15 protein-coding genes and 1 riboswitch are annotated in these 16,371 nt (G+C 39.7%); of the genes, 3 read left to right on the forward strand and 12 right to left on the reverse strand.

Annotation, left to right across the window (positions count from 1 at the left end):
• Positions 1-6: 6 nt before the first annotated feature.
• Genes H5232_RS07055 through H5232_RS07080 form a run of 6 tightly spaced genes read right to left on the reverse strand, consistent with a single transcriptional unit; the run spans position 7 to position 7,074 of the window.
• Positions 7-1,551, reverse strand: a complete 1,545-nt coding sequence (locus H5232_RS07055) for an N-6 DNA methylase (RefSeq protein ID WP_182830704.1) — start codon at positions 1,549-1,551, stop codon at positions 7-9.
• Positions 1,548-2,630, reverse strand: coding sequence for a YhcG family protein (locus H5232_RS07060; protein ID WP_182830713.1), 1,083 nt, complete (start codon positions 2,628-2,630; stop codon positions 1,548-1,550). Before H5232_RS07060 ends, H5232_RS07055 begins: the two co-directional genes overlap by 4 nt.
• Positions 2,630-3,412 (reverse strand): HNH endonuclease, encoded by a 783-nt coding sequence (locus H5232_RS07065; protein ID WP_182830705.1) that lies wholly within the window; start codon positions 3,410-3,412, stop codon positions 2,630-2,632. The genes H5232_RS07060 and H5232_RS07065 overlap by 1 nt, the downstream gene beginning before the upstream one ends.
• On the reverse strand, positions 3,399-5,090 hold the full coding sequence (locus H5232_RS07070; RefSeq protein ID WP_182830706.1) for an AAA family ATPase: 1,692 nt from the start codon (positions 5,088-5,090) through the stop codon (positions 3,399-3,401). The genes H5232_RS07065 and H5232_RS07070 overlap by 14 nt, the downstream gene beginning before the upstream one ends.
• On the reverse strand, positions 5,090-6,841 hold the full coding sequence (locus tag H5232_RS24605) for a restriction endonuclease subunit S (protein ID WP_182830707.1): 1,752 nt from the start codon (positions 6,839-6,841) through the stop codon (positions 5,090-5,092). Before H5232_RS24605 ends, H5232_RS07070 begins: the two co-directional genes overlap by 1 nt.
• Positions 6,838-7,074, reverse strand: a complete 237-nt coding sequence (locus H5232_RS07080; protein WP_220496060.1) for a type I restriction-modification enzyme R subunit C-terminal domain-containing protein — start codon at positions 7,072-7,074, stop codon at positions 6,838-6,840. The genes H5232_RS24605 and H5232_RS07080 overlap by 4 nt, the downstream gene beginning before the upstream one ends.
• Positions 7,075-7,464: 390 nt before the next feature.
• On the opposite strand from H5232_RS07080, the gene H5232_RS07085 reads away from it, so the two are divergent.
• Both H5232_RS07085 and H5232_RS07090 read left to right on the forward strand, forming a co-directional pair.
• Positions 7,465-8,001: a YaeQ family protein gene (locus tag H5232_RS07085; protein ID WP_145240254.1), complete on the forward strand. Its 537-nt coding sequence runs from the start codon at positions 7,465-7,467 to the stop codon at positions 7,999-8,001.
• Between the two features lie 28 nt (positions 8,002-8,029).
• A complete protein-coding gene (locus tag H5232_RS07090; protein WP_145240252.1) occupies positions 8,030-8,626 on the forward strand; it encodes an alpha/beta hydrolase in 597 nt (198 codons plus the stop codon).
• Here the strand turns inward: H5232_RS07090 and H5232_RS07095 are convergent.
• Positions 8,623-8,832, reverse strand: a complete 210-nt coding sequence (locus H5232_RS07095; RefSeq protein ID WP_149982248.1) for a hypothetical protein — start codon at positions 8,830-8,832, stop codon at positions 8,623-8,625. The two genes, H5232_RS07090 and H5232_RS07095, sit on opposite strands and share 4 nt — an antisense overlap.
• 349 nt (positions 8,833-9,181) lie before the next feature.
• Between H5232_RS07095 and H5232_RS07100 the strand changes: the two genes are divergently transcribed.
• Complete coding sequence (locus H5232_RS07100; protein WP_182717517.1) at positions 9,182-9,655, forward strand: Dps family protein; 474 nt, start codon at positions 9,182-9,184, stop codon at positions 9,653-9,655.
• Here H5232_RS07100 and H5232_RS07105 read toward each other — a convergent pair whose 3' ends face one another.
• The 5 genes from H5232_RS07105 to H5232_RS07125 all read right to left on the reverse strand — a co-directional run bounded on the left by H5232_RS07105 (position 9,656) and on the right by H5232_RS07125 (position 16,365).
• Positions 9,656-9,856, reverse strand: coding sequence for a hypothetical protein (locus H5232_RS07105; RefSeq protein WP_182717518.1), 201 nt, complete (start codon positions 9,854-9,856; stop codon positions 9,656-9,658).
• A gap of 24 nt (positions 9,857-9,880) precedes the next feature.
• Positions 9,881-10,054, reverse strand: a complete 174-nt coding sequence (locus H5232_RS07110) for a hypothetical protein (RefSeq protein WP_182717519.1) — start codon at positions 10,052-10,054, stop codon at positions 9,881-9,883.
• A 48-nt stretch (positions 10,055-10,102) separates the two neighbouring features.
• Positions 10,103-12,178 (reverse strand): S9 family peptidase, encoded by a 2,076-nt coding sequence (locus H5232_RS07115; RefSeq protein WP_182830708.1) that lies wholly within the window; start codon positions 12,176-12,178, stop codon positions 10,103-10,105.
• Between the two features lie 102 nt (positions 12,179-12,280).
• Positions 12,281-12,847: a chitin-binding protein gene (locus H5232_RS07120; protein ID WP_182761804.1), complete on the reverse strand. Its 567-nt coding sequence runs from the start codon at positions 12,845-12,847 to the stop codon at positions 12,281-12,283.
• Positions 12,848-12,966: 119 nt separating this feature from the next.
• Positions 12,967-13,059: riboswitch (cyclic di-GMP riboswitch) on the reverse strand.
• 135 nt (positions 13,060-13,194) lie between these two features.
• Positions 13,195-16,365, reverse strand: a complete 3,171-nt coding sequence (locus H5232_RS07125; protein ID WP_149982252.1) for an efflux RND transporter permease subunit — start codon at positions 16,363-16,365, stop codon at positions 13,195-13,197.
• Between the last annotated feature and the right edge of the window lie 6 nt (positions 16,366-16,371).

Below are 16,371 nucleotides of genomic sequence, written 5' to 3' on the forward strand. Positions count from 1 at the left end.
ATACATTTAGCTTTCAGTACTTGAAGGCAGCCCTGCAGCTACATCCTTAAAAGCAACTAATGCGGCTTCTAAGTGATCTATTATCTCTTGTTGTAATACGTCTGGTGGAGGCAAATTATCAAGGTTATCTAAACTATCATCTTTAAGCCAAAATACGTCAAGGCTCGCTTTATCACGGTTAATTAACTCGTCATAACTGTAATATTTAAATCGTTCAGTTTCTTCGCGATCATGACGATTTGCAGGGTTATAACAAGTAATGAAATCTTTTAAATCATTAAGTGTCATCGGCCGCTGTTTTAACGTGAAGTGTTTATTGGTCCTTAAATCATAAAACCAAATACCTTTGGTATGAACTTTTTCATCACGGGCAGCATTGTCAAAAAACACAACATTAGCTTTAACACCATTGGCATAAAATATACCTGTTGGTAGCCTTAAAATAGTATGCACATCACAATTGTTTAACCACTTACGGCGAATACGCTCTCCCGCACCACCTTCAAATAACACGTTGTCAGGTAAAACTACCGCGGCTTTACCCGTATCCTTCAAGCTTGAAACAATATGCTGTAAAAAGTTTAACTGTTTATTGGTTGTGGTCGCCCAAAAATCTTGTCGCACATAGGTTAACGCATCTTTATCTTCACCACCTTCAGCATTAGTAATAGTCATGCTACTTTTCTTACCAAATGGTGGATTAGCTAACACGTAATCTACTTTATCTTCGTCCTTTATCTGTGTAAGTAAAGCATCAGCGCGTTCAACGTCAGGCTCACCATCTATGCTGCCGATATTGTGTAAGAATAAATTCATTAAACACATGCGACGAGTAGAGGGTACAATTTCATTGCCACTGAAAGTTTTATCACGTAAAAATTGAACTTGGTCTTTATTCAATTTTGATTTTGCTATGGTGCTCTCGTCATGCTTGGATGGATTCCAATGGCTCATGCCTTTTTCTATCCATTGTTCATCACCGAATGTGATCCAATCACTTGCAGTTAAGAAAAAACCACCTGTACCGCATGCTGGATCTGCAATGGTTTTTTTCGGCTCAGGTTGAACACAAGCAAGCATTGCATCAATTAATGCACGAGGCGTAAAGTATTGGCCAGCACCACTTTTAGTATCTTCAGCATTCTTTTGCAATAAGCCTTCGTATAAGTCACCTTTTGCATCTGAATCTAAGCTAATCCAATTCTCACCATTAATCATCTTAACAATACGTGCTAGCTTTGCAGGATCGGGGATTTTATTTTCTGATTTATAAAAAATAGCACCAATCATGCCTTCTTCATTGGCAAGATTCTTTAAAACTTTACGGTATTGCTGTTCTAGCTTTTCACCTGTTAAGCCTTGTAAAGTTTCCCAATTAAATTCAACGGGTACTTTAGTATCGCGTGAATGAGGCGGCAACGCATACTCATGTGCCATCTTTAAAAACAGTAGGTAGGTTAACTGTTCTAAATAGTCACCGTAGCCAACACCATCATCTCGTAAGGTATGACAATAATTCCAAACTTTTTGTACTAATGCAGGTGCATTCATTTTTTACTATCCAAGCCTGATTGACTGCGATCAGGATCACTGCTGTCTAAAAGGGGGGGATTATACCGACTTTTAGCAGAATTAATCGCATCTTGTAAGCGTTGATGCAATATTTCCCGTTTAGGTAACACTGCCAAGTACTCTGCCACATGAATACCCGCGTCATCCATTTCCAGTAATTCGATTTGCTCTTGGTTTTTTTGCGCACACAAAATAATACCAAGCGGTGCTTGCTCACCCGCTTGGCGTTCATATTTATCTAGCCAGCGTAGGTAGAGCTCCATTTGGCCTTTGTAGTGGGGTTTAAACTTCCCTAGCTTTAAATCAATAGCCACTAAGCGTTTGAGTTGGCGATTATAAAACAATAAATCGATGTAAAAATCATCACCATCAAGTTGTATGCGCTTTTGCCGAGCAATAAACGAAAAACCAGCCCCAAGCTCAAGCAAAAACTGTTCAAGCTCGCGCAAAATAGCATCTTCTAAATCTTTTTCGAGGTAATGGTCATTCAATCCTAAAAAATCTAACACGTATGGGTCTTTAAGCAGCAACGCCTCAGAAACAGATTGTTGCGCAGCTAATTTTTTTAGCTCGATTTTTATTAGTTCTTCTGGCTTTTTAGACAACGCCGTGCGTTCAAATAACATACTATTAATACGATCATCTAAGGTGCGCGCGCTCCAACCTTCTACCGCACACATTTGTGCGTAAAATTCACGTTGTAGAGGGTCTTTTAAATGAATTATTTGTTTAAAATGCGTCCAGCTCAATTTTGCACGCAGTGCGTGCACAATCTGTTGGTCAGGGAATGTTTCGTAAAATTGCACCATATATTGCAAATTACGCTTGCCCCAGCCTTTGCCTAATTCATTACTAAGTTGGGTCGATAAGTTAGCAATAACCTGCTTACCATACTCTGCGCGTTCACCCTTTAATACCGCTTGTTGAATACGTTGACCTATTTGCCAATACAACATGGTTAATGATGCATTAACCGCAACCGCAGCTTGTTGTTTAGCTTGAGTGATTAAGGTTTGGATATCTGAAAACAGTTCAGGTTCAACAGTGAGTTTTGGCATTAAGCGCACTCCAATAAATCTTCTATCCATTCTCTATCTTGATAACCTTTTACCATCTTCTTCGCAAAGACAGAGAATGGCGCGTCAGATGCAACAGCTCTGGCAATGTTATCAAGATTAGTTTCAAACGCTTTAGCTACACTTGCTTTCCCAGTATTGAACTCTGGATATAATTCATCACCAGTTTCTACCCAGTCTCTAATATCTAAAGCTAACCGCCTTCTGGCTTCATTTAAGTCAGGGTGATCTAAATGGTAATATTTGATCGAGAGTACAACCCTTTCATTTTTAACCGGAACATTTGGATATTTTGCTCGTGGACGTCCATCATCATAAAAATCAAGCAAGCTAATATCTGTTGTTTTGCATGGATCAATTAGCAAATATTGTTCAGTATTGCGTTGAACTCTGTTTGCCGCCCGTGCACCGCTAACAAGAGGGAAATGATCTCCTTTGCCTTCACTTTCACCCGTTTCAGGGTTCTTTCTAATGCTATTACAAAAAGTGCAAGCGAAACGAAAATTCTCATAATCAAGTGCAAACCAAGGGTAGAGGCTTTTGGGGCGAAAGTGATCAACCGCGTTGTCTGATCTATCTTCCCTAGACTCACAGTACCAACACTTATCATGAGACAAAGCCTTTAGCTGCGGCTTTAACTCAGACCAAATGGCGGAAACGGCTTTAGCATCAATGACATTATTATCAATGTCAGTTTGCTTGCTTAATGCGCGAGCCCGCCAATCTTGAGAAGGATTAAGTTTACGCAAATCAATTCTTCTCATCTTCCTCTCCGCTTTCTTGTTTAAGCTTTGCCAAAACTTGTTGAATTAACTTTTTACTCGCGGCACGTTTTTCATCTGAAGGTAATTGATCGATCTTTTGCTTATCCTCAGCACGCGAATCGAATTCATAACGTGCACGCAGATATTCTTCAAACACTCTATCGCGGTTTGAGAATCTAAATCCGAGATTATCTAGCTCTACGTTGATGGCTTGCAGATCTGCCTTTTCAGCTGGAGATAACGTTTCATCTTTAGCGGTAATTTGCCTTTTTCGCTCTAATAAATCTTCAGTATAACTATCAACCGATGTCGCCAAACCAAACATATCACTGGTAATAATTCCCGCGTAGCCCATGCCTATGGGGTTAAAGTTCGGCTTATGCGATTCAATGGTGCGGGTTTCATCATCACGGCTTAATATTTGTACCTGATCGCGAGTTAATTCGGCGATGGCAATCGGGTTGTGAGTAGTTAATACTATATGGCTGTTGTTTTCGCCTTTAGACCCCGAGGTGACAAACTTATTCAAATAATCGATGTAATCTACGCTCCACTTTGGGTTTAAGTGGGTATCGGGTTCATCCAGTAAAAACAGGCTTTCTTCTTCTGCAGTAAATCTCAGTAAGCCTAGCACGGTTAATAGCTGCTGCTCACCTTCGCTTAACTCACGAAAAGTCACGCTGCCATCGTTCTTTTTCAGCTTAACGCGAATACGCACTTCGCTGATAAGCTCTGATACATAAGTGCTTTCTAATTCTTGAAAGAATTCACTAGGTGGTTTATCTCCTACCAAACGCTCTAAAGATTTCAAGTCTTTAACATAGAGATAAAGATGTTCAAGTTCTGTAGTATTCCAAAGGCTTTTTTGAGTTTTTCTCTTAATGCGAATTGGCGCCATTGCAATATCATAAAGGCCAGATAAAAAATCTCTAACAACCCCCCTAGACATCCAGAATCTAGGATCTCCATCCGATGCATTGGACTTCCAAGGAGGCTGATTTAAAACAAACAATACCGAATCTATACCAACCTCAGTGTCTATACCAAAGTGGTTTTCAAGAAAGTCAGTAATAAAATCATCACGATTTAGCATAAAAGCAAGCAATGCAAACTGGCTATGTACGGGCTTGGCATAGAATAGTTTTCGTAATCCTGGGTTTATACCCTTCCTGAGATTTTCATCATATTTCTCAAGATAAGGAAGAAACACATCATGCATACGCTCACTATGGCCGGAGTAATAACCAAAAACATATTTTGGAAGGAAATAATCCCTTTGCTTTGTAAATTCCGCTAATGAAATTTTTTCGTAACTTTCTTTATTCGTAATATCATCTTGTTGATCAATACTGTGGTAGCTAATGGTGTATTTGGATGCTGAATTATCGGGTTCAGCCTTGATTTTTATCTTCTTTCCATAACATAAATAAACAATTTCATAAGCAAAGCTTGGATTCTCTGGTTTAGAATGGGTTCCTTTTTTTTGCGGTTTACCTATTAGTTCTAGGAATACTGTTGCCAACGCCTCAAGTACGTTTGACTTACCAGTGCCATTCCAGCCAATGACTAAGGTGATCCATTGTTGTTCTTCAAAGTCGATGGTTACATTTTTGAGGTTTTTAAACCGCTGGCGCTCACCTTCGCGATCTGATCCGATTGTAAATGAGGCTAGGCGCATTAGTCTTCCTTAACGTTTTGCGTGATCAATTTTAATTGGTCGAAGTCACCGAGGCGCTGAATTTGGATTTTGCCAGCTTTTTCTAGTTTGCGCAGTTCGGTGTAAATTTCTTCGATACGATCGGTTGAAGTACCATCAACAATGCCACATTTTTGAAAGGCGTCTTGGGCACCAATCCAGTCTTTTTCAGCGGTTAACACTTCGAGTAAAGTATTCATGATATCAACTTTTTTAGGTTTTCTCGGCTTACGGAGTTTAGGTATTTTGGCTAAAGCTTCACGCTCTTGCTTAATTTTTTCAAGTAATAGCGAAGCGGGTGCGTCATTAGGGTCTTGCGGCTCCAGTTGCCCAGAAAATGCGGACTTTAAGATGTTTTTACGCTGGGCATGTAAAAACTTCAACGTTATTTCTGCTTCAGAGGCGCTGTTAACTATATATTGGAAGGCACTAGTTAAGTTTCTTTGTACTTCTTCCACTTCACTTAAAGGAGGTAGCGGTACTGCAAATTTAAGAAGTTTCCCCTGAGAAACATTTTTCATCGAAGCTTGATTACCTGTCGCAGCATATTCTATTTGAGTTCGTCCAAGCTCACCTCGCATGAATTGAAGTAGCCAATACTTCAACTTATCTTCTACAAATCGCAACCTCAGTATTTTATCACTGAGCATTACCTTTCTAGAGACACCCTTAGCAATTACACATGCGCCAACAAGCTCAGTAGTATTAGCTCTAGAAAATAAGAAGTCTTCTTCTTTGATAAGAATTGTATCGTTCTCTAAATCAGCTCTAGTGCATGTTTTACTTTCCTGTTCATTGTACTCCCCCCAAGTCACAGCGCTTACTTTGACAACACCATATTCATCTAATTCAGGAGGGCGCTCCAAACATTTAAAGCTTTTACCAGCCTCGACTTTGCTAATTATCATATCTAAACTTGCCCACACCCAACCCTCTGGCAGCTTGGGCAAGTCGGTGGTATCGGGTCGTACTGGTTCGGAGTATTTGTCTTGCCAGTTTTTAGGGGGCATTTTGCCTTTTTCGGCAAACTCGGCAAGTTTTTGTTGCTGCCACTGTTCGCGGCGCTGCTTTAAAATACGGGCTAACAGTTGCTCACCAGTTTCTTGCACTCGGTCGCTATTTTCGGCACGCCATTGCTGAGTCAATGAACCTTCAACCGCACTTTTTAATAGCGATTGCCGGTATTGACTAAGCTTAGTTTGTGCGGCTTTGAGCTCTTTTACTCCCGCATCGAGTTCGGAGAAAAGTTCTTCTAGTTTATCGAAAATGCGAGCTTGCTCATTACTTGGAGGCAACCTCGTCTCATGAGCAAGAAAAGGCCCTCGATTGATATGCTTCATAGTACTACCATGAAGATGCTCAGTAGTAATCATTTCCTCTATCGCAATTTTCATCCAGTAAAACAGTAGTCCCGAATGAAAAGCTCCTGGTATAGGTACAACTTTGAATATATGTTGATTTAACCAAGCTTTATCACCTCTCCAAATGAAGGCATCTAAAGTAGCTGACCAACTTACCAATAAATCACCATTGTTTACTTCGTAGATATCAGGTACATCAATTTTTGTATAGTTAAATGGCTTTTCTGAATTGGTAAGATTCTGAATCCGAATTATTGGTGTACCAGTTGATTCCCAATGTGCAGGTTTAAATGCAAACCCGTTCACAAACTCTGCAAGATCATCAACAGTTGCTTTGACCCAACCTTGCGGTAACTTTTCTACTTCACTCACGCAATTAATTCCTGATTTATTTCAGCCAATAGGCTATCTAATTCGTTATTTTGACCACAGCTATTCGAGCTACTAACGGCAAATAAGCCCCAAGCTTTTTGTAAACCGCCGTGGTCGGAAAAGAGGCTGTAGCCAAAATCATCTAGCTCAATCGCACAAATGGCGGCAATATGATCTTTTATCAAGCGTAGTATTCGGTCTGCGGCTCTATAAATACAGTGGAATGCAGTCATGATGAAGTAAAATCCTTTTTTCTATCTCGTCTTTTATATTTTCACATTAAAAGCGCCATGAATCAGCGACTTTAAAGCTTGGCAGTTTAACATCTCCAGCCTATCGATAAGCTGTTATTTCATTAAGCTTTAAGTACTCAACAAGCTCTTGGCTCGTTAGTATTTAGCCACTTATTGCTTTATTTCTCACGGTGAATAAAAGTAGAGTATGAGAAAGTTACAGAACTTTCAACTTAATGCTGCAAAACACACATAATATCGCTTTTAGTAAGTGCGGCATAGAAGCCCGGGTAGTAACAGAGCCTTAAGTGACTTAGGTATATGTACTATTTTTACAGGCAATTCCTTGAATTGCGCTATACTGGCGCAAATTTTTTTAAATAAACTGTTATGGCTCTTAAATCGACGATTATTAAAGCGCAGTTATCGCTAAGCGATATGGACCGCAACGTATACCAAGACTTTAATTTAACCTTGGCACAACACCCTTCAGAAACCGAGCAACGCTTGATGATCCGCTTGCTTGCCTATGCACTTAATGCCTGTGATGGTTTAGAATTTACTAAGGGTTTATCGGCTGATGATGAACCAGAGCTGTGGCATAAAAGCTATAGCGATGAGATCGAGCTGTGGGTTGAGCTTGGTTTACCTGATGAAAAGCGTGTTAAAAAAGCCTGTAATAAAGCTAAAAAAGTGGTGCTATACACTTATGGTGAAAACAACCAAGCAATTTGGTGGCAAAAGCATCAACCTAAATTGTATGAGTTTAAAAATTTAAGTATTTTTAGTTTAGATTTTGCTACAACTCAAGCGCTGGCAGCGCTGGTTGATCGCAATATATCGCTGACTATTACCATTCAAGATGGTGATGTATGGGTGAGCTCTGATTCAGTTAACATTGAAATAAAACCAGTACAATTAATGTAATTGTAGGTTCAATAGATTAAGAGGGTGTATGACTGTTAAACGCGTTGTGGTATTACACGGATTGTATATGTCTGGCTTTGTAATGCGCCCTTTATGCTCGCAGCTCGAAAAGTCTGGGTTGGATATTCTCAACCTCTCTTACAATACATTGTCTCCCGATCGCGCCGCTATTTTTAAACAGATTGATAATTTTATTAATGATAAAAATACGGCCCTTGTTTGTCATTCAATGGGCGGACTGGTGGCGCGTGCATACCTTGCTGCAAATTCAGAGCAAAGCCAAAACGTAACAAAAGTTATTACTTTAGGCACACCGCATAAAGGCAGCCATATAGCCCGCAGAATGCAGCAAAAAGGCTTTGATGTATTTTTAAAAAACAGTGTGGAATTTTTACTGACCGAAAATGGTGATTGGCCATTTAATGCCAAGCTTTATAGTATTGCTGGCGATTTACCGATCGGCCTCATGCCGCTAATTGCCAAAGGTAGTCAATCAGATGGCACGGTATTAATTGATGAAACCAAACTCAAAGGCATGGCAGAACATAAAGTGTTTCATTTAAGTCACACCAGTATGATCTACTCACGCCAAGTGATGAATTATATTGTTGAGTTGCTGGTTTAATCTTCTGCACTAGCAGCCACTTTATAGGCAACAAATGCGATGATTGCTAAGATCAGTGGTGTTGGCGCTGCGATATAACCAAAGGTATCAAAGTTAGCAAAGCTTGCTCCTGCTAAATGGCCGACTAAGCCAACTACAAATGCAATCAACGCTATACCAATAACAACTAATTCCATTTTACTTTCTTTTTGTGTTTTAGCCTGCATGTTATCTCTCCATCAAATTTATCTGTGTTGATTATGCGCCGACTAAAAACGTTAATTTTGACCTAAATCAAATAACCACTCGCCATGTAATAGCTTGCTATAAAAGCTTGTTTTAGATCATCTTATTGTGCTTTTATTAAGCGATTTGCGGTTATTTTGATTTTTAGGGTGGTTTTTTAAAGATTGGAGCCCATCTCTATTGTACGAACAAATTAATTACTACAGCAGGTTGGCTAATAGGTAAAATCTATTAAGGTTATCGATTTTAACCATTTTACAGATTACTAAAAATGGCTGATACTTGCTTCAGTGTTTAGAAAACATCTTATCAGTTTATTAAGGAGAAGTTATGTCACAGGTAAACGCAATTGGTCTTAACAGCGCGAAAAGTGAAGATATCGTCAAGTCACTCAATACCCTGCTAAGTAGTTATCAAATTCAATATATGAATGCCCGCGGTTTTCATTGGAATATTAAAGGTCGCAACTTTTTTGAACTACACGTCAAGTTTGAAGAAATTTATAACCTATTACTTTTAAAAGTAGATGAAGTCGCTGAGCGTATTTTAACGCTTGATGGCGCACCACTGCATGCATTTTCTGATTACTTAGAGATCAGCAAAATTAAAGAAGCAAAAAATATCAGTGATGGTGTCGCTGCAGTCGAAAACTTACTCGCTGGTTACAGCACGCTAATTAAAATGCAGCGCGATATTTTAGAGCAAGCAAGTGATGCACAAGATGAAGGTACGGCTTCATTGATGAGTGATTATATAACTGAGCAAGAGAAGCTAGTGTGGATGCTTAAAGCTTATTTAAATTAATCATAACCAGGTTTTAATATATAGATGTTCCGGGTGCTTAGCTAAGTAACCTGGAATATCATCGTAAAATTGTATATCCATATCGCTACCCCGCCAGATATGTTCCAGCAAACTTTTGGCTACAGCACTTGCTTGAATATAAACAACACGTTTATAACCGCGCGCTTTAACACCATGAAAGTATTCAGTTGCAACCGCCAAGCTATCTGCGGTCGCTAATTCAAACTAAGCTAAGTTAATCACCGCATATTCAATGGATTGAGGCGGCAACTTTGCTAAATCAGCAAATACATCCTTGGTAAAAGCCTGTATACCTTCTCGATTAAAACATCCAATCACTTTGATATATATTGTTGGTGATTCAATTGAGTATTCCCAGCGCCCATGTACATTAAACATATAAGTACCTCCAAACATAGTGAAACTCAATTGAATAGAAAATCACACTTAATCAGCCAAACTGATAAAGAAAGCCATCTCTAATGCTTTTTCTTCCAAGCTTTTAAAACGCCCTGATGCTCCGCCGTGACCGGCATCCATATCGGTTTTAAACACCAAAATATTATCGTCAGTTTTATATTCACGCATTTTAGCCACCCACTTCATCGGCTCCCAATATTGCACTTGTGAATCATGCAAACCGGTAGTCACTAAAATATGTGGGTATGCCTGTGCGGTAATATTGTCATACGGTGAATACTGAGCAATCACATCATAATAGGCAGGGTCATTTGGATTACCCCATTCATCGTATTCATTGGTAGTTAGAGGTATTGACTCATCCAGCATGGTGGTTAGCACATCTAAAAATGGCACATGGCAGCCAATTCCTAAATAAAGCGCTGGCGCTTGGTTAACAACCGCTCCCATTAGTAAGCCACCGGCACTACCGCCTGAAGCAAACACTTTATCTTGCGCACCATAACCTTGCTCAACCAATACTTTGGTTACATCAATAAAGTCGTTAAAGCTATTTTGCTTATGCTGTTTTTTGCCTTGCTCGTACCAATCACGGCCCAACATCTCACTACCACGAACATGTGCTATAGCATACACAAAACCACGATCGAGTAAGCTTAATGAGGTACTCGAAAAGCTCGGATCAATGGTTATGCCATACGCCCCATAACCATATTGAAACAGTGGATTAGTGCCATTTTTAGCAAAACTATCTTTACGATAAACCAGCGACACGGGCACTTTAATACCATCACGCGCTGTTACCATTAATCTTTCAGAGGCATAGTTTTGCGGATCAAAACTGCCTAATACTTGCTGTTGTTTTAATAAAGTTTTATCACCATTATTTAAGTCTACTTCAAATAATGAACCTGGCGTGGTGAGGCTTGAGTAATAAATACGAGCTACGTGCGTATCATGCTCAGGATTCATTGCAATGGCAGCATAATAACAAGGATCATCAAATTCTAAGGTCATACGCTGCTGTTGCTTATTAATGACCACAAAGCGTGTTTGTCCTTGCTCGCGCTCAGTAAGCACCAAGAAATCGTCAAACAGCTCTACGCCTTCTAATAAAACGCTATCACGATGAGGGGTATGCTCAAGCCACTGTGTTTTATCTGCAATGGTACTTGTATTAGCCGTCATTAAACGAAAGTTTTTAGCTTGCCAATTGGTCACGATATAAAACGTATCGCCGAGTTTATCAACATCAAACTCATGCCCTTCTTCGCGTGGCAGTAACTGAGTAAACACTCCTTGCGGCTGATCAGCATCTAGCACCCAAGTATCGTTCGTTTCTGTAGTGGCTAAATCAATAATGATCAGCCCCTCATCACGGCTTTTACCAAGCCCCATAAAAAAGCTTCGATCTTGCTCTTCATATACCAATACATCGTGCGCTTGCTTAGTACCTAATACATGGCGATAAACTTGATAACCTAATAACGTTTTAAGGTCTTTCTTTACGTAAAAAACCGTTTTATTGTCGTTTGCCCAAACGATTTGCCCTTCGGTGTTTTCTAATACATCTTCAAGTAAATCATCGTTATCAATAACTTTAAACTTTACGGTATAGATACGACGACCATCGGTATCTTCAGAGTAAGCCAACAATTGTTCATTAGGACTAATTGCCACCTCGCCTAATTCATAAAATTCAAAACCTTCTGCAAGTATATTTACATCTAACAGTAGCTGCTTATCTGCCGCATCCATCTGACGACTACGGTAATGGCGAGAATATTCATCATCGCCACGTACTTCAGAGTGATACCAATACTGACCATCTTTAACAGGAAAAGTATTATCGTCTTTAACAATACGCCCTTTTAGTTCTTCGAATAACTGCTTCTGAAAAGACTGAATAGGTGCTAATTGCTGTTCACAATAGTCATTTTCAGCGGCTAAATGTGCCAGCATCGCTGGCTCTGTTCGTTCGTCATCACGCATCCAATAATAATCATCAATGCGTATTTTTTGGTGTGTTGTTAACGTGTGCGGCTGTTTACGTGCAACAGGAGCATTAGGAAGTGAAGACAACGATAAGTTTGATAGAGCCACAGAAAAACCAATAAAAAATTTCGATGGCTGGAGTTTAACATAATTTTCAAAAGTGCATAAAAAAGCCCACTCAATGAGTGGGCCGAAAAATGCTAAATAGCATTAAGGGGAAACTTGCTGCCAGGCTAAATCCCAACTTTGTCCCACACCGGGCTCATAAAGTGGATTATTTTCTTCTTTCACATTGCAAAACTGGCTGAAAGGCCAAGGTTTGCATTTATAAATTAAGCCTGTTTTTGGCTGTAACACTTTTACACCCGCATTATAAACACTGCATTTTTCAGGGTAGATATAGTCATATGCAGGCTTAACGGCTTGGTAATCATCACATTTAGCAATACATTGAAAAGTTAATTCCGCACGAGTAATCCCGCAGCCTTCAAGTGCATAAATCTGGTTTGAACGATAAGCTACCACTAAACCTTGCTCAGTCATTCTTCCTGCTTCAACTAGTGGTATATGGGTATTAATATATTCCGCGACAAAACGCGGCCAATTATGTGGCTCACCTTGTTCTTCGGTGATAATTTCATATTGAAATGATAAATCGACTAGCTCTCCTTGCGTGTCATAAAAAGTCACTGTCACCATATCACCCACAAATAATTGGGTATGATGATTTAGACAACCTATTGGCATCCAATTTCCACAGGCCAATGACGTATGCATAAACAAAGCAACACCTTAAGAACATCTAATAGGTACTATCCAGTATTTATTGGATAAAAGAAATACTTTTTAACTATATTGTAGGGCTGATGACACACAGTGAGGCTAAAATTACCCTGTGCAACGGCCCCGCTATCTTAGTTTTAGCACACTAAAACCTTAGACCGGAAACTTTGCGTCCTAACCTTTCGATTAGTTTGCCAAAACAGCGTGAGTATAATGTGATATAGCTCAAAGATCAAACTAAAGAATGTAACCGCCAATAAAAACCAATACTTAGGTATATAAAAATAAAAAAGCCAATACATTACGTATTGGCTTTTAAAGTTCGTAGTAACAAATTGAAACTAACGATCTAACTGCGGCCCTTGTTTACTTTTAAATAAGAGCATAATTTCATTAAATAAAGCTTTAAACACCTTACCTACATCACTCATTATGATATACAAACACGGCACTAATATTAACGTGATTAAGGTTGCAAACATTACTGCAAATCCAAGCGCTACAGCCATAGGTATTACAAATTTAGCCTGTAAGCTGGTTTCAAACATAATCGGCAATACGCCCGCAAATGTAGTAATAGATGTCAGCAATATAGGTCTAAAACGAGCACAACCGGCCTCTATCACCGCATCTTTGATAGCGATACCTTCACGGCGAGCTTGGTTAACAAAGTCGGTCATAACCAGCGAATCATTAATAACTACACCCGCTGCGGCAATGATACCAAAGCCCGACATTAAGGTTAGATCTAAGCCAAACCAATAATGCCCCCATACAGCCCCCGTCAAACTAAACGGGATCACCGACATTACAATCAAAGGTTGCGCATAGCTTTTCAAAGGTACAGCCAACAAGATATATACTAAAATCATGCCACCAAAAAAGAACATTTTTTGCTGATTTGCTTGTGATTGCTGCTCTTCAATAGCACCGCCAAGCTCTGATTTAACGCTTGGGAACTCTTCTTTTAGTTGAGGTAATAGCTTGTCTTTTACTTGTGTAATTACTTCATTTGGCTCGATCACTTCCTCGTCGATATTGCCATAAACATACACAGTACGATAACCACCTTCACGGCGAATATAGCTAATGCCCGGTTTTTCAGTCAGCTCGACCACATCACCAAGTAACACTTCTTTACCTTGCGGTGTGGTGATAACTGCATGCTTGAGCGATGAAAACGCTTCGCGGGTTAGTTTTGGATAACGTACCATCACCCGCACTTCTTCACCACGGCGAATAACACGCTGTGCTTCACCACCGTAAAAACTTGCACCAACTTGGTTTGCTATTGAGGCTAAGTCTAAACCGAGGTCATAAGCCACAGGTTTTAAACTCATTTGCACTTCTTTGCTGGCAGGGTCAATAGTCGAGCTAATATCAAACAAACCGTCTTGTTGTTGCAATAATTGAATAAAACGACGCCCAGCATCATTTAAAGTGTCGATATCTGAGCCATATAATAAGTAACCAAACTCACCATCACCACCACCTTGGGCATTCACATCGTCATAAATAATAAGCGACTTAACACCAGCAATGGTTGGCATCGCTTCACGCCAACGACGAGAAAGTTCAAACGCGTTATAAGGACGTAAATCCTCTTCAACTAATGGTGCAAGTATTTGCGCTTCAGTACGACCTTGGTTAAACACAAGTACATCTCTAATTAGTTTTTGACCATATTCCCGCTCAGTCTCTTTATCAACGGCAATCACCATAGCTTCGATTTCACGAATTGCTTCAATGGTTTGTATATCAGAGACATTATCATTCATCTCTAAGTTGATCTGCGGATAGTCATGCGGGATCTTCGGCATAAAACCAGTACGCACATTGTTTGATGCAATCAAGGCAAAAGTGACGATCAGTAATGAAATAAACGAGAACAGTACCGCCCAACGCCACTCTACACAACGCACTATAAAACGTCGATATGGTCCATTTACAAAACCAAAAAAGCGTTTATTAAAACGTGCTCGCCAGCTATCTGGTTTAATTGGCGGGAAGTTAGTATGGGCAATATGTGCAGGTAGAATAAGCTTTGATTCTATTAAGCTGAATATTAAACACAACATAACCACGACTGCGATCCCAAAAAAGAATGCACTTTCAGGGCCTGTCGATAACGTAAATGGCGCAAATACCGCAACTGTGGTTAACACCCCAAAGGTTGCAGGGGTTGCGACTTTTTTAGCACCATTAACGACATTAACAACTCCACCGCCTTTTTTCTCTATTTCGGTGTAGGCGCTTTCTCCGATGACAATGGCGTCATCCACCACAATCCCTAGCACCATAATAAAGGCAAATAATGACAAGATATTAATGGTTACACCAAACAACGGCATCATCATCATGGCGCCTAAAAAGCATACCGGCAAGCCAATCATTACCCATAGCGCAAGCTTAAAGCGTAAGAACAAAGAAAGCATAATAGCGACTAAAATTGCACCTTGGATCAGGTTATTTACCATCATATCTAAGCGAGCATTTAAGTAATAGGTCATATCCATTAATGGCTCTAAACGGACACCCGGAGGTAAGTCTTTATTTTTTTGATCAATAAACGCTTTAACTGAATCCGCAACAGGAATAATACTTTGCTCTTCCGTCGCTTTTACTGATAAATAAACGGCATTTTCACCATTGAACTTAAAGTAACGTTCGCCTTCGGTGAATTGGTCCTTAATAATTGCAATATCTTGCAGTAAAACTTTAGCGCCGTTATCACCAATTTTTACTGGTATTTGGCGAAACTCCTCACCTGAATACAGTTGGTTTTCAACTCGAACAGAAATAACCCCAGCATCGGTTTTTAATTGTCCTGCTGAAAAGTTGGCTGAATAACGACGAACAGCATCAGCGACTTCGCTTAAGGTTAAGTTGTAACGACGTAGTGTGTCTGGTTCAATCTCAATGGCAATTTCATCCAGTGGTACATCATTGACCACCAGTGATACATTTGATAGCTGTAATAGCTCATCTTCAATGCGGTTAGCTATCGGTTTGAGCTCATTCAGTGGTAGGTCGGCAACTAATGTCATGCCTATTACATCTTGGCGAAACTCTATTTGACTTATGGTGACCGGCTCCATGCCTGCGGGGAAAGTAGCGATACCATCAACCCGCAACTTAATTTTATCCAGTACATCGGTGAGCTCTGCATCAGTATTGATTTCTAACTGGGCGCTGCCGCCATTACGAAATGCGCGATATACACCTTTTTTAATTTCGGTAATATCTTTTAAAGATTCTTCAATCTTAACTAGGATACTTTCTTCCATCTCTTGCGGTGAAGCGCCAGGGTAATTCGCATTAATTGTAATGTAATTAATTTCAATGTTCGGGAACATTTGTCGTTGGATAGTTAAAAAACTAATGATCCCCATTACTATAATGAAAACCATCATTAAATTAGCCGCTACAGAGTTATTAGCAAAGTAGGCAATAATACCGGTCTGCTTTTCAACCGTTGAGTCTGGTGTATTTGGTAGTTCAGTGTTACTCATAACGCA

This window comes from Pseudoalteromonas sp. SG41-5 (assembly GCF_014164495.1).
GTDB classification, from domain to species: Bacteria; Pseudomonadota; Gammaproteobacteria; order Enterobacterales; family Alteromonadaceae; genus Pseudoalteromonas; species Pseudoalteromonas rhizosphaerae.